At 38.3% G+C, this 18,363-nt stretch carries 14 protein-coding genes and 1 riboswitch; of the genes, 8 read left to right on the top strand and 6 right to left on the bottom strand.

Annotation, left to right across the window (positions count from 1 at the left end; genetic code table 11):
- Positions 1 to 322 precede the first annotated feature (322 nt).
- Positions 323 to 413, top strand: a riboswitch (TPP riboswitch).
- A gap of 64 nt (positions 414 to 477) precedes the next feature.
- The 4 genes from thiB to bioB are packed head-to-tail and all read left to right on the top strand — an operon-like array spanning position 478 to position 4,752.
- A complete protein-coding gene (gene thiB / locus HSM_RS07645) occupies positions 478 to 1,494 on the top strand; it encodes a thiamine ABC transporter substrate binding subunit (RefSeq protein ID WP_012340626.1) in 1,017 nt (338 codons plus the stop codon).
- A gap of 1 nt (position 1,495) precedes the next feature.
- The gene (gene thiP, locus HSM_RS07640) at positions 1,496 to 3,100 is read left to right on the top strand and encodes a thiamine/thiamine pyrophosphate ABC transporter permease ThiP (protein WP_012340625.1); all 1,605 of its coding nucleotides are present in this window, start codon (positions 1,496 to 1,498) and stop codon (positions 3,098 to 3,100) included.
- The gene (gene thiQ, locus HSM_RS07635; protein WP_011609165.1) at positions 3,093 to 3,737 is read left to right on the top strand and encodes a thiamine ABC transporter ATP-binding protein; all 645 of its coding nucleotides are present in this window, start codon (positions 3,093 to 3,095) and stop codon (positions 3,735 to 3,737) included. The genes thiP and thiQ overlap by 8 nt, the downstream gene beginning before the upstream one ends.
- Before the next feature lie 31 nt (positions 3,738 to 3,768).
- Entirely contained in the window at positions 3,769 to 4,752 is a 984-nt protein-coding gene (gene bioB / locus HSM_RS07630; RefSeq protein ID WP_012340624.1) for a biotin synthase BioB, read from the top strand.
- 128 nt (positions 4,753 to 4,880) lie between these two features.
- On the opposite strand, the gene HSM_RS07625 is transcribed toward bioB, so the two are convergent.
- The 4 genes from HSM_RS07625 to HSM_RS07610 all read right to left on the bottom strand — a co-directional run bounded on the left by HSM_RS07625 (position 4,881) and on the right by HSM_RS07610 (position 14,681).
- A complete protein-coding gene (locus HSM_RS07625; protein WP_012340623.1) occupies positions 4,881 to 11,420 on the bottom strand; it encodes a YadA-like family protein in 6,540 nt (2,179 codons plus the stop codon).
- Between the two features lie 600 nt (positions 11,421 to 12,020).
- The gene (locus HSM_RS11035) at positions 12,021 to 12,173 is read right to left on the bottom strand and encodes a hypothetical protein (RefSeq protein WP_012340622.1); all 153 of its coding nucleotides are present in this window, start codon (positions 12,171 to 12,173) and stop codon (positions 12,021 to 12,023) included.
- The gene (mltF, locus tag HSM_RS07615) at positions 12,170 to 13,609 is read right to left on the bottom strand and encodes a membrane-bound lytic murein transglycosylase MltF (protein WP_012340621.1); all 1,440 of its coding nucleotides are present in this window, start codon (positions 13,607 to 13,609) and stop codon (positions 12,170 to 12,172) included. The genes HSM_RS11035 and mltF overlap by 4 nt, the downstream gene beginning before the upstream one ends.
- A gap of 19 nt (positions 13,610 to 13,628) precedes the next feature.
- Positions 13,629 to 14,681 carry an AI-2E family transporter gene (locus HSM_RS07610; RefSeq protein ID WP_011609157.1) on the bottom strand — a complete coding sequence of 351 codons (1,053 nt, stop codon included), beginning with the start codon at positions 14,679 to 14,681 and terminating at the stop codon, positions 13,629 to 13,631.
- 85 nt (positions 14,682 to 14,766) lie between these two features.
- On the opposite strand from HSM_RS07610, the gene arsC reads away from it, so the two are divergent.
- Both arsC and yhbY read left to right on the top strand, forming a co-directional pair.
- Positions 14,767 to 15,117, top strand: a complete 351-nt coding sequence (arsC, locus tag HSM_RS07605; protein WP_012340620.1) for an arsenate reductase (glutaredoxin) — start codon at positions 14,767 to 14,769, stop codon at positions 15,115 to 15,117.
- A 116-nt stretch (positions 15,118 to 15,233) separates the two neighbouring features.
- Positions 15,234 to 15,530, top strand: coding sequence for a ribosome assembly RNA-binding protein YhbY (gene yhbY, locus HSM_RS07600; RefSeq protein WP_012340618.1), 297 nt, complete (start codon positions 15,234 to 15,236; stop codon positions 15,528 to 15,530).
- Between the two features lie 54 nt (positions 15,531 to 15,584).
- Here the strand turns inward: yhbY and greA are convergent, their stop codons facing one another.
- A complete protein-coding gene (greA, locus tag HSM_RS07595) occupies positions 15,585 to 16,061 on the bottom strand; it encodes a transcription elongation factor GreA (protein WP_011609154.1) in 477 nt (158 codons plus the stop codon).
- A 278-nt stretch (positions 16,062 to 16,339) separates the two neighbouring features.
- A complete protein-coding gene (locus HSM_RS07590) occupies positions 16,340 to 16,609 on the bottom strand; it encodes a DUF945 family protein (protein WP_012340617.1) in 270 nt (89 codons plus the stop codon).
- Positions 16,610 to 16,786: 177 nt separating this feature from the next.
- Here HSM_RS07590 and lolB point away from each other — a divergent pair, with 177 nt between their 5' ends.
- The gene (gene lolB, locus HSM_RS07585; protein WP_012340616.1) at positions 16,787 to 17,416 is read left to right on the top strand and encodes a lipoprotein insertase outer membrane protein LolB; all 630 of its coding nucleotides are present in this window, start codon (positions 16,787 to 16,789) and stop codon (positions 17,414 to 17,416) included.
- Positions 17,416 to 18,357, top strand: a complete 942-nt coding sequence (gene ispE, locus HSM_RS07580; protein WP_012340615.1) for a 4-(cytidine 5'-diphospho)-2-C-methyl-D-erythritol kinase — start codon at positions 17,416 to 17,418, stop codon at positions 18,355 to 18,357. The genes lolB and ispE overlap by 1 nt, the downstream gene beginning before the upstream one ends.
- Positions 18,358 to 18,363 lie beyond the last annotated feature (6 nt).

The following is an 18,363-nucleotide window of genomic DNA, read 5'->3' as shown; positions in this document are numbered from 1 at the left end:
TCTTCCTGCCTACTAATTGGGAACGTTTTTGTTTTGCTTAAAATTCTAATTTTACTTTTAATAAGAGGATGGTGTTCGGTTTTTGTATATGAGCAAGCAAAACGACAAATCTGATAAACATAATCCATAACTTGCTCAAGTTGAGTTTTTTGATTATGTTTATTTTTTTGAATTTCTTGAAAAAGTGTAGCGTTGTATTGTGCCGGAAAATGTTTGATAAAAAAATTGTACATTACATTAGACATAATAAGTTCTTGAAGTTAAGTCAAAGATTAAGAGAAAATTCCTTGTTATTTTCAACAAAAATATAATAGACTATTGTCCGACTTAGTCGGGGTGCTGATAACAGCTGAGATAATACCCGTGAACCTGATACAGTTAATACTGACGTAGGAAACTAATGGTCTTACTCCTTTCTTTTTCCAATCAAGTCAATATTACTTATCATGCTGTGTTTATTCAAACAGGAGAAAAGTAATGAACTTCAAAACCACTCTAATTTTTACCGCACTTTCTGCGATGTCTATTTGCTCTTTTGCTCAAGCGGAAGCGAAATCGGCACAAGGCTTAACCGTTTATACTTATAAAAGTTTTTCCTCCGATTGGGGGGCAGGTCCAAAGGTGAAACAAGGATTTGAGCAACAATATCCGCAATGTCGGGTAAATTATGTGTCCTTTGACAGTTCAGGTGTATTGTTCAATCGTCTGCGTTTAGAAGGTAAGAAAACCAAAGCGGATATTGTACTAGGCTTAAGTAATCATTTACTACAAGAGGCAATTAAGTCTGAATTATTTAGTGAGCATAAAGTTGATTTAAATAGACTTTCTTTACCGATTTCTTGGCAAGATCGACGTTTCTTACCTTATGATTTTGGGCATTATGCTTTTATTTATGATAAAACTAAATTAGTAAATCCACCGCACTCTTTGCGAGAACTGGTTGAACGTCAGGATTTACGAGTTATTTATCAGGATCCTCGAACAAGCAGTGTGGGGCGGGGATTAATCATTTGGTTAAATTTGGTGTATCCACAACAAGAGGTAGATCGAGCTTGGCAGACATTAGCTAAACATACCGTTACTGTCGGTAAAGGTTGGACGGAAAGTTATGGGGCATTTTTAAAAGGTGAAGCGGATTTAGTATTAAGTTATAGCACCTCTCCACTTTATCATTTATTAAATGAACAAAAAGATCAGTACCAAGCGACAGATTTTGCTGAAGGCGGCGTTTTACAAGTTGAATTAGCAGCCAAAATAGCAAACAAAGAAAATGCCTGTGGTGATTTATTTATGGATTACTTGATTTCACCGCAAGCACAGACACATATCGTTAAAAATAACGTGATGTTATCTGTGATTTCTGACCCTATTGAGCCACATTATGATGCCTTAAAACAGTATCAGCTCAAAACAAATGTGTTTGACAGTTCCAATATTTCTGCTGAGCAACTAAAAAAATGGATTAATCAATGGCAAGCAAGTTTGGTGAAGTAATTTGTTAAAAGCATGGCGTTATTTTTCCACATTACCAATCAGCTCATTAAGTGGATTGGTAGTGTGGTTATTTATTGTTTCATTTTATGGTCTGGTATTGAGCGGTATTTTTATTGTTGAAACTGATTATAAATTGACGGAACTGATACGAGATGATTACATCAAGCAAGTTATTTTATTTAGTTTTGGACAGGCTACCTTATCTTCCTTACTTTCTGTTTTTTTGGGCTTATTATTCGCTCGAGCCTTTTTCTATCAAAGGTTTATAGCAAAATCTTTGATTCTTAAGCTATTTTCGTTAACTTTTGTGTTGCCTGCATTAGTTGTAATTTTTGGTATTACAGGAGTTTATGGACATAACGGCTGGCTGGTTAAATTAACAACCTTTTTAGGCATAACGTGGCAACCCCATATTTATGGTTTAAGCGGTATTTTAATTGCTCATTTATTTTTTAATATTCCTTTAGCAGCAAGAATGTTTTTGCAAACATTCCAAACAATTCCTACTCAGCAAAGGCAACTGGCATCACAATTGAATCTTCGTGGTTGGCAGTTTATTCGTTTGATTGAATTTCCCTATTTACGCCAACAATTATTACCGGTTTTTGGCTTGATTTTTATGCTGTGTTTCACCAGTTTTTCTATTGTTCTCACCTTAGGCGGCGGTCCCAAATACACTACATTGGAAGTGGCTATTTACCAAGCCGTTTTATTTGAATTTGATTTGGTGAAGTCGGCTTTATTTGCGTTGTTACAAGTAATTTTTTGTTGTGTGCTGTTTGCATTGGGTAGCCTATGGCAAAAATCGCCACAAGTGTTATTGCATAGTAAAAATATTTGGTTAGAAAAGCAGTCAAGAGCGGTACAAATCTGGCAAATTTTTTATATCAATTGCGTTTTATTGTTCATCAGCTTGCCTTTAATAAATATTGTTTTCTCCGCTTTTCAAGCACAAAGTTTATGGCAAATTTGGCAGCAATCACAACTTTGGCAGGCTTTAGGTTATTCGTTAGCTATTGCACCTTTATCAGCGATTTTAGCGATGTTATTTTCCGTTTCATTATTATTACTGGCACGCCGTTTACACTATTTGTCTTATTCATTTTTATCTCAGAGTATTTTAAATAGCGGAATGCTGGTGCTGGCTATCCCTGTCTTGGTTATTTCAGTAGGTTTATTTATTCGCTTAAGGGAAATGGATTTCTCCCACTATCATTTATTTGCTTTAGTCGTACTATGTAATGGCTTAACCGCCATGCCTTTTGTTTTACAGGTTCTAAAGTTACCGATGTACAACAATATGCAACATTACGAAAAACTATCGCAATCCTTGGCTATTCAAGGTTGGAATAGATTTTATTTAATTGAATGGCATAATTTAAACGCATCATTTAAATATGCTTTTGCACTGGCTTGTGCTATTTCCTTAGGGGATTTTACTGCCATAGCTTTATTCGGGAATCAGGATTTTAGTTCCTTGCCTTATTTGTTATATCAACAATTAGGTAGTTATCGCTCTGACGAAGGTGCAGTAACTGCATTACTGTTACTCGTTTTTTGTACATGTATTTTTATATTAATTGAACGAATAAAAAAAGATGATTAAATTAAACACTATTTTTGATTATCCCAATATTTCTCTGCACTTTGATTTACATATAAGTCTAGGCGAAAAGATTGCTATTATTGGTGAAAGCGGAGCGGGAAAAAGTACATTGCTAAACTTAATTGCAGGATTTGAGCCGGTTAAGCAAGGGGAAATCCGGCTAAATGGTGAAAATCATACTTATACCGCACCACATCAACGCCCTGTTTCCATTTTGTTTCAAGAGCATAATTTATTTACTCATTTAACGGTATGGCAAAATATTGCTATCGGTTTAAGAGCGGATTTGAAGTTGAGCAAAGAAGAAATCAAACAACTGGAAAAAGTAGCAAGTGCGGTAGGTTTAACGGATTTTTTATCACGTTTACCTAAAGAATTGTCGGGAGGGCAACGACAGAGAGTTGCTCTAGCGAGATGTTTGTTACGAGATAAACCGATTTTATTACTTGATGAACCTTTTTCAGCGTTAGATCCTCATTTACGTCAGGAAATGTTGACATTGATTGATAAGTTCTGCAGAGAAAAACAATTAACGTTATTATTGGTTACTCATCAACTGAGCGAAGTGATAGATAAAATTGATCGCATAGTTGAAATAAAAAATGGTCAAGCAACAGAGAGGGAAATTCCTCGTTGAAATTGACCGCACTTTATATAAGGAAAAGAATATGACAATCACAACTATCAACATTCCCTCTTTAACGCCGCATCCTTGCGTTGAATATTGGTCTGTATGCAAAGTTGAGGCGTTATTTGAAACACCGTTTTTAGAACTTGTGTATCAAGCGGCTCAGGTACATCGAAAGCACTTTAATCCACAAACGATCCAGCTTTCGACATTGATGTCTATTAAAACAGGCGGATGCCCTGAGGATTGTAGCTATTGTCCACAATCTGCACGTTATCATACCGGCGTACAAAATCAGCAATTATTATGTGTGGAGGAAATTGTCGAAAAAGCGAAAATAGCTAAATCTCGTGGTGCGGGGCGTTTTTGTATGGGAGCGGCTTGGCGTGGACCGAAGCCGAAAGATATTGGAAAAATTACTGAAATTATCAAAGCGGTAAAAGATCTGGGGTTGGAAACTTGTGGCACTTTCGGTTTATTACAAGACGGTATGGCGGAAGAATTAAAAGAGGCAGGATTGGATTACTATAATCACAACATTGATACCGCACCTGAACATTATAAAGAAATTATCGGCACAAGAGATTTTGATGATCGATTAAATACTCTTGGTAAAATCAGGAAAGCAGGTTTAAAAGTATGTTGTGGCGGTATTGTCGGTATGAATGAAACTCGCAAAGAGCGGGCGGGTTTAATTGCAAGTCTAGCAAATTTAGATCCTCAGCCTGAATCCGTACCAATAAATCAGCTGGTAAAAGTGGAGGGAACGCCGCTTGCCGATGCTCAAGAATTAGATTGGACTGAATTTGTGCGGACAATTGCCGTTGCTCGAATTACCATGCCGAAAAGCTATGTGCGTTTATCTGCCGGTCGTCAAGGAATGTCTGAAGAAATGCAGGCAATGTGTTTTATGGCAGGAGCCAATTCTATTTTTTACGGTGACAAATTATTGGTAACAGTCAATCCTGAAGAAGATGGCGATCAATTGCTCATGGCAAAATTAGATCTTAAGCCTGAGACATAAGAGAATAAATTAGTTTAATATTTGGGACAGTGCATTGTTCACTGTTTTGGTGAGATTTAACTAATCATCCCTACCAAACCCACCGCACTTATCAATAAGTGCGGTGAGTTTTGCTGGCGTTTAGAACCCTACCATTGATAGCCTACACCAACCGAACCGCCGACATCGCCCGTTGAAGTGCTTGTACCTTGTAGGCGTAGCATTATCTTGCCGTTATCACTCATGCGAGAATAGCCTAATGCCACTGCACTTTGCCCCTTATACGAGCCAGCCGACGCTGCCAACATAGATTTACCTGGCATCACCGTTATCGGCAATCCTCCTGTAGCCAATGCTCCAGCGATACCCGCCTGCAAGCGTCTGTTAGTGGTACTGATCGCATTATCCAAGCGATTGACGGCGGAACCAACTTTTTCGTCCACGTAGTTTTTGTTGGTTGCCATGTCGCCTGTCGAGCGTGCGTCTAGGTCTTTTAAGCCTGTAATCACGCCTGTCCCCGCACGAGCCCCTGTCGCTGGGGCTTGGGTAGTGGCAAAATGGACACCGCCAGCGGTCACCACGGCTTTATTGCCGTTTTCTTGATTCGACAACACCATCGCTTCCGCACCGTATGTTGCTGATTTGACTTTGTTATCTGCACCTTTATTGACCACTATCAAACCATTGCTGTTTAGCGTAGATTTTCTCCCCTCCACTTCACGTGTCTCAAAAGAGGTCATATTTTTCAACTGATCGGACAGTTTGACTTCAAGCCCTTTGCCATCTTGAGACATTTCCACTTTGATATTACCGGCAGCAGTGCGGTCGCTGTTAAATTTATTGCCATTCGCACCTTCTTCACCTTTAATCGCAAAAGTACCGCTTAATGCTGTGTGAATTTCCATGTCATCATTGCCTTTAAATTTCAAGCCCGATTTCGCTACCGCCTGCAAATCACCGATTGTGGCTACGTTGGTTAATTCGGCTTTACTATCGGCACTGACTAAGGCAGCGACTTTTTCATAACCCTTGTAGTTGGCTTCATAGTCAGCATTGGCTTTTGTTAAGCCTTTTTGTGCCTCGGTTAAAGCAGTTTTTGCTTTTCCTAGATCTTCTTTGGCTTTTTCTAGCTTTTTCTTATTTTCTTCCAATTGAGTTTGAAGTTTCATTTTTTCTTCGCCCTCAGGCATTGCATTCATCGCCATTTCCAAACCGCTGGCTGCTAAAGTTAAATCTGTTACTTTTTGAGCAGTAGTTGAAAGTTCTTTAGCTTTATCACCGATTACTTTCACTGTTTCCTCAACAGCTTTTGTTAGCTCAGTGTTTTTTTGCTGTGCCTTTTTCTTTTCTTCCTCATCTTTTTCAGGGGCAGGCAATCCCAACCCACTCGCCACATTGCTAATCCCAATAGGTGCGGTGCTTGGTTCGGCTTTGATAACAACTTTTTTCATATCATCGGCAGAAAGTTTTTCAGTAGGTTTGTCTGCTTTGTGGAAATTTCCATCTTTATCTTTCACGACTTTTTCCTTGTCTAAATAAAAATCAAATGGACGGTTATTGTTCAGATCTTCCACTTTGCCATCAACATAATTTTTGTTGGTTGCAACGGTGCCGTCTTTTTCATCTGACTTAATATCAGCAAGACCGGTGATTTTGCCTGAGCCAATGGTTTTACCATCACTTGTTTTCTTGGCTGAGAACTCTATTGAAGGTCCGTTATTAGGATCAAGTGAATCTAAACTTTTTGGATCCGCCGGTTTTGCACCTGCTTTAATAGTGATTGATGGTGAGTCAGATGGATCTGCTCCACTTGATCCTCCTGTGCTATTTGCTCCTTGTGGCGTAAGTGAAATACCCTTGTCATTGATATTCACTTTCGCACCAGTGCTACCCACTTGGAAAGTCGCCCCTTTCTCGGCTTCTAAGGTAAGTTTGGCGACTTCTTCATTTGAACCAGTACCTGAATTTCCGCCCGCACTTCCGCTTCCGCCTGTACCTGCATTCGCTCCTTTAGGCGGTGAGGAAATCGAGCTGATATTGCTTAAATCGCTAGTTGTGGCAATGTTTAACACTGCCGTTGTTGGTGTAGTAGCGGTTGGTGTACTCGTATCGCTTGTTGTGCTGGTTGGCGTGCTTGGAGCAGTTCCCGTCGTAGCCATGCTTGCATCGCCTGAACCACCGCCATTTGCACCACCTGACGAAGCCATACCATTTGAACCACCGCTATTTGAACTTACATCGCTTGACGAACTGCTTGCCACTGCTGGTGCAGGCGTTGGTGCTGGTGCAGCGGTTGGAGCTGTTGCACTACTAGCAGACGTTGTCCCATCTTGCTTCGCTAAAGTCAATTGAATATTTTGACCACTCGTAAACTTCAACGTATCGCCACGACCGATTTCAAAAGTCTTATCATCACCCTCGCCAGTAGATACTTTAAACTTAAACTTATCTAACGCTTGTTCAAGGTAGCCTTTAGTGATGAGTTCTTTTTTCCAATCTGTACTTCCGCTATTTCCATTTACGCCATTATATGTTTGTTCTTCATCAAGCATTACTTTGCTAAATGTCGGTGCATTTTTAAAACCGATTTCGATTTTGGCGTTGCCATTAGTATTGCTATATTGCGTGATTAAATTCTCCCCACTATACGCCGTGATGGCTGGCGTAGTTGTAGCTGGCTGTGTAGTCGTTGTGCCAGTGTTCGCAGGCGTTGCCAAACGCACAATCTGAATAGTCGAACCAAGATAGTGCGGTGTGTTTTGAGTACCATTTGTTACCGCACTTGGCATATCACCTTTGAATATCAAGCCCTTGTTAATAGCAGCAATGCTTTCATTAATCGCTTCTCTGAATGTCATTGGTACTTTTGCTTGTTGCTGTGGTTGTCCTTGTGGTTGTCCTTGTGGTTGTGGGTCTCTCTTATATTGAACAGCAGTAAATGTTGATTTTTTAAATCCGTCTTTAACTGTTTGTTTATCTGCCTCTTTCTCTGTTTCTTTTTCCGCTCCGAGAACATCAAATGCTAACTTACCAAACACATCAATGACGCTTTTTAATTGACCGCCATTGATGGCATCAGTTGAACTATTATCTACTGTCCCTGCGGCGACGTTGGTTATTATTCTTTCGCTATTTGCATCTCCAATGCTGAATACGGATTTTTTATCATTTGTATCTCTAGAAACCCCAGCAGTCCAACTGATTTTTAATGAATTAGTTCCGACATTACCATCTAATCCACTCGGAGCAAGTTTTTTAGTTTTCGCCTTAGAATTTTTACCTAATGCAACAGAATCGCCAGCATCACCTTCAACCGTTGCACCTTCCCCAATAACCACCGCACTTTGGGCTTTTGATTCTGCTCCTTTACCTATAACCACACTGTTTTCTGCGGCACTAGCTTTTGCACCATTACCTAGTACGACTACACTTCCATTATTACTTCCAGTTATTGAAATATTAGAACCCAATGCTAGTATGTCGTTTCCGCCAGATACTTTGGTGTTATTACCAATAGCAACCGCCCATTCTGCACTGTCTATTTTGGTATTGCCTGCTACGCCGATAGCGATGGATTCTTTACCATTTTTTACTTGTGTTCCATTACCTATCGCCACTACGGACTTATTCTTACCCTCTTCACCGCTTATAGTAATATTCGACCCCAAAGCGACAATATCATTTCCGCCTGAAACGTTGTTTTTATTACCGATAGACACCGCCCATTCGGCGTTTTGTATATTCCCCTGCTCACCATTTGTTAGACTGGCTATAGAGATAGAGCCTTTTGCATTTTGACCTATTATGGCTTTATTCCCTATTGCAAGTGTATGGTTTGATTCTGATTTGGAACCTTCACCGATTACGATTTTATGCTGATCATTTACACTTACGGATACAGATCCAAGTTTGATTTCCTTTTTGCTATCATCAAATGTGATTTTGGTACCATTACTACCTTTACCTATGGAAGAAATGTTAGTTAAATTTTCACTAAGTTTTATACTTAATTTTTTTTCACCATTAGACACAAATGAAGTCGTGATATTACTATCGCCAGTAATTTTTAATGTATCGGTTTTTAAATTGATTGAACCTTTATTTTTACTGTCATCAGTTGGTTGATCGGTTTCTAAATTCAACGTTGAACTTAATGCACCAAATTTTGTCGTGACATAATTTTTCACCGCACTTGCTGTTACTAATTTATCCGTGGAACCTGTTGTTCCTGCTCCTGCTCCACCTGAACTAGATGGGGTTGAACTGTCATCTATGCTAGTTGCTACTTCTACGCTGTATTTAATAGCACTACCATCTACACTCGCCTTGATATACTTGTCGTCTCCTTTAAATTCTAAAGTATCGCCAAGTTGTTTTGTTGTAGTATTACCACTACCGCCATTATCATTACCGGCTTTGAAAATCATACCTTTATTTATCGCAGTAATGGTTTCATCAATGGCTTGTTTAAAAGTTGTGGGTGCTTTTTGTTCTTGCTGTCCTTGTCCCTGTGGCTGTTCTCGATGATAGTTTACTTTGTCAAACGTTGAAGCCTTAAATCCGTACTGACCCTTATCCTTATCCTTATCATATACTTCCGCACCAAGAATATCTGTGCCGAGTTTGCCGAATGTTTCAATCACACTATACAACTGTCCGCCGTTAATCGCATCAGTGGAACCGTTCATAACAGAACCAGCGGCAACATTGGTAATAATCCGTTCACTGCCTGCACTTCCTACGCTGACCACGGCTTTTTTCTTGTCCTCTTGATCATTTTCTGAGGTGCCTGCACTGCCCCAGTCAAACATCAAGCCTTTTGTACCCACATTAACTTCTTGGGTTTTAAAGGCTTGTTTCTTCTCTCCCGCCTTAGAATTTTTACCAATCGCAATAGAATCGCCGGCACCCATTGCCACTGTCGCACTTTGTCCAATGGCGACACCGCCATCGGCGTTTGTTTCCACTTTAGAGCCTGTGCCGATTGCCACGGCATCTGGACTCCAAATTTCTGAATTTACCCCGATTGCCAAGGAATCTTTACCCATGGATCGGGCGGCTTTTCCGAGGGCGAAGGCGTTTTCATCTTTTGCAAAGGCGAAGTTCCCGATGGCAACCGTGCTGTCTTCTTTGGCGTAGGCGTGTCTGCCGAGGGTGAGGGCGTTATCCCCCAATGCGACAGAATACGACCCGATGGCTATCCCGCCTTGGTTATAAGTGCCTTTGCTGTCTTTGGATTGTTCGGCTTTTTCTTCGCCTGTACCTGGTTGTTTATTTGTTTTGGCTCTGTAAAATTGTTTTCCAACATGCTGTATCGTTTTGGTATCATAATTTGGCACAGTATAAAGGTCTTCTATATTCATTTTTTCGTCTGGTGAATCAGGCGTATAACTAGCAAATGTTAACGGTGATTTGTCAGGATTCTCTGCATTATATTTATTTTTATAATCCTCCATTATTTTTGTAAATTCTGTTACTTTCTTAGCTTCCGCTTTCCCATTAAACTCATCATGCATAGTCACATTCGCAAAGGTATATTCCCCTAACGCTAAGGAACCGCTACCACCGGCGTAGGAATTGACCCCGAAGACCATCGAGCCTTTTTGTATTGCTTGGACGTTATTTCCCACCCCGATGGAATGTTCGCGATAAACGTACGCATTGTTCCCCACGGCGATACCGCCCTCTTCAAAAGCGATGGTTCCCGTACCAAAGGCGGACGAGTAGTTTCCTTTTGCGATGGCAAGCGTTCCCATGGCGTTAGAATGGTCACCGTAGGCGATAGACCTTGCCCCGATGGCAATCGCCCCACGCCCTTTCGCCCAAGTGTGGGAGTAGACGTTTTTGGGGTTACTGCTACCGCCGTTTTGGGTGCCTTCTACATATTTATCATATGCGTCTTTATTAAATTTTGCATATTCTTCTTCCCATTTAGCAGGGTCTTTATTTCTGTCGATTTTTCCACTACCATTCCCATTGCTATAAAACTCTGAACTCTTTTTGGCTTTGCCGTTGCTACCGTCACTATTACCATTTTGCAAAACCGCATAGTTATTTTTCGTTTTTGAATTAAAATTATCTCCCTCATCCACAAACAACTGCCAGATGGCTTTAGGTAGGGGGACGGCGTATTTGGAGTATTTGTCATTTCCACTTCCATTTTTTTGTTTTTCATCAGCTGTTTCGCCGATATCATCGCTCCCGATGGCGATGGAGGAATAGCCTTGGGCGAATACATCACCACCAATCCCCACCGCCTGATTGCCTGCGACATAGGCTTTATTACCAAGTGCTACCCGTTGACCGAGACCATTATTACCGCTAGCTACACTCTTATTGTCAACATCAGCGTCATTACCTATGATGATGTCGCTTTTACCTTTACCATTATTATTGCTACCACCACTGTTGCTACTACTTTTTAAGGTATCAGCATCTATTTTGATTTCTCCTTCTTTGTTAACTTGAGTTTGAGCCGCTGTTGCCCAAGCGGGATACGCAAACAACACTAAACCGCTGATCAGCATGTTGAACAGTAAGTTTTCTGACAAGCTCGTTCTTTTCAAATTAGCACCGCACTTTGGCTTTTTCTCCGAGCTACTTGCTATTTGGCGATTGCTCGCCAACTCGGACACGGCTTTACATTGACCTGTTGTTACATCGTATTTGGTTTTGAAAATCTTATTCATGGTTTACTCTCTTTAATCTTTTAAAATGGGTTATTTAATAATTTATTTTGTTGATTTTTTTTCACTTTTTTATGGTTGTGAATGGATTAAACTTTTTGTTTTTTAGGTAGATTAATGAGGTATAAATCGGCGATGCCTTGCTTTTTAAGGCAAAGCAGAAAAAGACGAATGATATTTTCGCTAAGGGTTTTAAAAGGGGAAATTTGGGTATGATGAAAAGTTAAAAACTTTTTAAAATTTATTTTGCAAGGTTTATAAAAAGGCGTTAGCCTAGGCTGTAGGCTGTAGGCTGTAAATTCATGTTATTTTTGTTTGTCAAGCAGATAGTAATAAATTTCGGAGATTTTATTACAAAATTTATTAATAAGGCAATCATTTTTTATTTCGCTTTTCTCTTTTTCTTTTTCTTTTTCTTTTTCTTTTTTCTTTTCGCTTGCCTTGAATGTTTTGTTAATTAAGGGTTGCTGTAAAACAGAATTTAACGATCCGGTTTTGGTAGGGTGTGTTATGTAAAGCAAAAAGGGCGGTGGAAATTCCGCTTTTTTATCTGATTGGTCTTATATCCATATGCTAAAGAATATGATTTTACAGCACGAAAAATCAGCAACAAATTTCTTGTATGACGAATTGCTGGGCATGTCGTGCTGCTTGTTGGGCTTTACGTTTTTTTAAGCGTTTAATTCTTAATGCTCGGTTATGTGCGGTACGATATAGCGTGACTTTACTTTTTTTTAAAAAGGTTTTTCTTCTCATCGTTGTTCCTGTTGTGTTTGTGTTGAAATGACATCATTATTTTCATTTTCATACCGATCTTGTTGGTTTTGTTGAAGCCGATAATAATTCATTATGCTGTTCATATATCTTCTAATATTTTCCACATATTGAAACGCTTCGTAGCCTCGAGCGTAGCCATATTTAAGATGGGTAAAATAACGTTTTTGTGCTAATAAGGGTAAATTTTTTTTCACCTCTAACCAATTATCCGGATTTCCTCCTAGCTGTTTAGTTAAGCGTCTAACATCTAATAAATGTCCCAATCCCATGTTATAAGCGGCAAGTGCAAACCAAATACGATCTTCTTTTAAAATAGTATCCGGCATTTGTTTGAGCAGAAGATGTAAATATTCGGAACCGGCTTTAATGCTTTGTTCAGGATCGAGACGATTAGTAATATTCATTCTATCTGCAGTTGCTTTTGTCAACATCATCATACCGCGTACTCCGGTTGGTGAGGTTGCTTCCGGATTCCAGTGGGATTCTTGATAAGATATGGCTGCCAATAAATGCCAATCTAAATCACCTTTATATTTTTCAAACAAAGGAGCATATTTAGGCAAAACTGTTTCAATTGCATTCAAATAGGAGCGAGTATCAACATAGTCAAATTGGTTGAGGTGATTGAAATATTTTTCTTCAATACGAGCAATTAAGCCGTTTTCAATGGCAGAGTTCATGAAGTCTAATAGTGCGGCTTGTAATTCTGAAGCCCCCTTATCAGATAAGTACCAATGTACTGTAAACTCATCAGTCACATTAAAGGCAATTGCAATTTGAGGTTTAATTTGCTGATTAACTGATACTTCAGTAGAGGTAGCGATTGTGTAATCTATTTTTCCTTCAGCAACTTGAAATAAGAGTTCCTCTTGGCTTAGTTCACTGGTTTCCCATGTTAAAGAAGGGTATTTTTCTTTTTTTGCCAGCAGAATATTATTCAGTGCCGAATTAGCCGGAATAACCAATTTGCCGGATAAATTTTCTAATGTGATAGGACGACGTTCACCTTTGCGATAAGTCAATTGCCAAGATGCAGCGTGATATGCCGGACCTAGTTTGAATTTTTCACTTCTATCTTGTTGATAAAATAAACTTGCAGCGGCAATGTCTATTTTACCTTGTGCTAAAGCCTGAAATAATGCGTCCGCACTATTTAGAGGAAACATTTCCAAATCAACATTTAAGTAATTTGCAAAAGCCTTGCTTAATTCATATTCTAGCCCTGTTTCTCCGTTTGTACCGATAAAATAAGACACCGGATTATTGATTGTTCCTACAATCAATTTTTGTCGCTCTTGAATTGTAGTATGGTAATTCTGTTTTGATCTCACTATTTGTTGCCAAGGGAAAACCATATCTATTGCCCAAAGCGATAAACAGATGGCTAAAACAATCCTAATAAATAGCCCTTTCAATGAAACTCTTCCTTATCGGTTATTCTGTTGACGGCCAAGATGAAACAACGGCTTTGACTAGTGTTGCCAATGGAATTGCAAAGAAAATTCCCCAGAAACCCCATAATCCCCCAAAAATAAGAACGGCGATAATAATAGTGAGGGGGTGTAAATTCACTGCTTCAGAAAATAAAAATGGCACGAGTAAATTTCCGTCAAGGATTTGGCTTATCACATAAGCAACCATTAAATACCAAAAAGTTGGGGTTGCACCGAATTGGAACATGGCAACTAAAGCAACAGGAATAGTGACCAAAACTGCACCAATGTATGGCACTAAAACAGATAATCCCACGGCAACTGCCAGTAACAATGAATAATTCAAACCAAAAAATAGAAAAATGGCATAACTGACTAAAGCTATGATTAAAATCTCAAGTAATTTACCGCGAATATAATTGGCAATTTGTTGTTGCATTTCTCGCCAAACTTTTGAGGCAAGAGTGCGGTTCTTTGGCAGAAAGTTTGTAATATAGTTAATTAATTCCGTTTTATCTTTGAGGAGGAAAAATACCATTAATGGCACAAGAAACGCGTAAATTCCTAAGGTAACAAGATTTAACAAGGAGGCAATGGACAGTTTAAGTGCAGATTCACCTAAGCCTAATATTTTATTTTTAAATGAAATAAAAAACGCATCTATCATTTGATAATCTACTAATTCAGGATAATTCTCCGGTAAAGAAAGTAACCATTCGTTAAGTTGATTGAACATGTGTGGTAAGTCGCTGACCAGTTTGATGGTTTGTGCCCAAAGTACCGGGATCAAAATAAAGGTCATGACAAATGTGATTGCTATAAAGCCACCGAGTATAAGAGATGTCGCCAAAATTCTGGGCAGTTTCAGTTTTTCATGTAATAAGCGAACGGGATATTCAAGTAAATAAGCTAAAACAATCGCAATCAGGAGGGGAGCCAATAAACTATTGAAAAAATAAATTGCTACAAAGCCAAAGAATAAAATAGCGAAAAGTGCCATCGCCTGCGGATCGGTAAAGCGACGATGATACCAATTTTTTAACATTTCAATCATAATTTATCCTTAACGAATGAGCATTTTGGGTGATTATAAGGTAAAATTTTGCATATTTGAACTGTATCTGAGCAAAGGAGCATTTATGACGGTTAAAATTTATCATAATCCACGTTGTTCAAAAAGTCGTGAAACATTGGCTTTATTGGAACAACAATCCATTCTTTTTGACGTTGAATTATATCTACAGCAAACTTACAGCGTTGAAGAGTTGCAAACGTTAGCTCAAAAATTGGGAATTACGTCTGTAAGGGAGATGATGCGTACGAAAGACGATCTTTATTTACAATTAGGATTGAATAGTCAGGAGCTAACGGAACAACAACTTTTGATTGCACTCTCGCAAAATTCCGCATTGCTCGAACGTCCAATCGTAGTAAATGGAGATAAAGCTAAAATAGGACGACCGCCGGAAAGTGTTTTAACTATTCTATAAAATAATTATTCCTTCTTTTTATTTTTTGGATTTATGGTTAAAATCTTCGAGATAAAGGCAATTGAAATATTGTTATCAAATTGACCGCACTTTTAATTATGTAGGATGGGTAACCAATGACATTATCAACAAAACAAAAACAATTTTTAAAAGGTTTAGCACATCATTTAAATCCGGTGGTTATGCTGGGCACAAATGGTTTAACAGAAGGGGTTTTAGCTGAAATTGACAACGCATTAAATCACCACGAATTGATCAAAGTGAAAATTTCTGGTGCTGAACGTGAAACAAAACAGCTGATTATTGAGGCAATTATACGTGAAACGCAAGCCAGTGCGGTACAAGCTATAGGGCATGTTCTTGTACTTTATCGTCCAAGTAATGAACCCAAAATTCAGTTACCTCGCCAATAACTGAAACAAATAAAATGGGCATTAAGCCCATTTTTTTCCTATCAAGGTGTTATGTTATTTATATTCTACTTCAACGATTTCAAATTCAACTTTACCGCCAGGTGTTGTAATGACAACAGTATCATCAACGTCCTTGCCGATTAAACCGCGAGCAATAGGCGAATTAACAGAAATTAAACCCGATTTAATATCCGCCTCATCATCTCCAACGATTCGGTAAGTGACTTCTTCGTCGGTATCAATATTTAACAAAACGACCGTTGCACCAAAAATCACTTTACCATTATTAGGTAATTTTGTTACATCAATAATTTGGCAATTTGCTAATTTACCTTCAATTTCTTGAATACGCCCTTCGCAAAAACCTTGCTGTTCACGTGCTGCATGATATTCCGCATTTTCTTTTAAATCGCCATGTTCACGTGCTTCTGAAATTGCCTTGATAATTTCCGGACGACGCACATTTTTCAAAAAATCTAATTCTTCTCTTAATTGTTCCGCACCACGTACAGTCATTGGAATTTGTTTCATTGTTGTACACTTCCTTTTTAAGTAAAACAAAACTACGATACGGAAAAATAACCATATCGTAGTTTATCAAAAAATATCCTCGCAAAAATCATTTGTTCTTGCTTATCGGCACACTATTATTGTTCGTCTTCAAAAAAATAGCAACTATAATCACCATTATGTATAAAGTTATTTCCAAACAACTTGCTTTGGGCAATTAGTTTCAAGGTTAAAATTTCTCCATAATCCCCTTTGTTGAGAAAAAATTGGGAGAGTATAAAAATCAGCCAACCTACAATTTACTGTAAACCTAATTTATCCCCAATTCCGCTGTTCATTATTACATGTTTAATATCTTCATCAGTAAAAGATTGACCATTAAATTGTAAATCATTGATCTTAGCATGTAGATGAGCTATCGGGTTCGGATTTACGGGTAATTTCGATTTAACCTGTTCTAAGTGTGTCTTGTATTCCTGTTCTGCTACTTTACCGGTATACCAAGAAGTACCAACCCAAACCGCTCCCAATAAGTCTAACGCCGCAATTGAGATAAATGATTTTTTCATTGTGTTTCCTTAAAAAGAGATCATTGTAAAAATTGAAGTAAGCCACCCTTCAAATAAATTTAAATTAGCATCTTTTAATAAACAGATCAAAGTGCGGTCAAAAAATCAAAAGTGTTTGTATCTTTACTAATCTTATGTAAGACCTTAAAATATCCGATATTTTTACGAGTCCGACACATGAAAACATCTCAAAAACCTTTTTTTATACTTATTTTAACGATATTGCTGAGTGCTTGTACTTTAGATATTGCCAGCGAACGCCCGCAAGGTATTCAGTATATAGAAAAAAATGATAAAAAATGGCAGCAACACCTACAAAAAATTAAGCAAATAAAACAATATCAAGCTCAAGGACAATTGGGTTATATTAACAATAAACAACGTTTTTCCACTCGCTTTACTTGGCAATATAACAATCCGCAATCCTATTCTTTATTACTTTCATCAGCTTTCAGCAGTTCAATACTTAAATTTGAAGTTTCACCTTTCGGTATTACTGTTTCAGACCATAAAGGAAATCAGCGTTCAACAAAAGATATCAACAACTTGCTACGTGAAATGATTGGTATCTCTATTCCATTACAACAAATAGGGAACTGGCTAAAAGGTCAACCAGATGAAAATTCAGATTATCAGGTCGGCATAAATCATTTATTAGCAAGCTTTACTTATTCAGTTGAGGGTGAAGTTTGGAGTGCTGACTATCTCAACTATCGAACAGATCAAAGCATTCCATTACCCAAAGATATTCTTCTGAAAAGTAGTGAGCAGACCTTAAAAGTTAGGATAGATAATTGGAAATATTAATGAAAAACTATCAATTTTCGACCGCACTTTTATCATCGCAAATACAAGGAAAAAAATTACGTTTTCCTTGCCCTGCAAAGATAAATTTGTTTTTATATATAACTTCTCAACGCTCCGACGGTTACCATGAACTGCAAACCTTATTTCAATTTTTAAATTTTGGCGATTGGTTAAGTATTGAGATACGCACTGACGGAAAAATAATCTTAACACCCGAAATACCTCATCTAAAAAACGAGGATAATTTAATCTATCGAGCCGCTAAATTATTACAACAAAAAACAGGGTGTACATTAGGGGCAAATTTACATTTAGATAAAATTTTGCCAATAGGCGGAGGGGTTGGCGGAGGATCCTCAAATGCAGCCACAGCACTCGTTGCACTCAACTATTTATGGAATACACAACTTTCACTCTCAACACTTGCTGAAATAGGATTACAGCTCGGTGCTGATGTGCCTGTTTTTGTATATGGAAAAGCCGCTTTTGCCGAAGGTGTTGGTGAAAAACTTACTTTTTGTCAACCGCCACAAAAATGGTTTTTAGTATTAAAACCCGAAACATCTATTTCTACAGCTATTATATTTAAAGATTCTAACTTACCTCGCAATACCTCAAAACGACCTTTAGCGGAATTATTAACAACAAAATATGAAAACGATTGCGAAAAAGTTGTTTTAAATCATTATTCAGAGGTTGAAGAAGCCCTTGGCTGGTTGTTACAATATGCACCGGCAAGATTAACAGGAACTGGAGCTTGTGTTTTCGCTGAATTTGCTAACGAACAGGCGGCACAATCTGCATTTCTTGATAAACCTGAAAAATACGTTGGTTTTGTTGCTCAGGGAACAAATATTTCACCATTACATCAAATGATTGAATATTTATCGCAACAAAAACAAACACTTTGTCTTCCTAACAATACAAATTCCAGAGGTTAAATTTAC

It is taken from the genome of Histophilus somni 2336 (assembly GCF_000019405.1).
GTDB lineage: Bacteria > Pseudomonadota > Gammaproteobacteria > Enterobacterales > Pasteurellaceae > Histophilus > Histophilus somni.
This window is presented reverse-complemented; position numbering and strand designations above follow the sequence as displayed.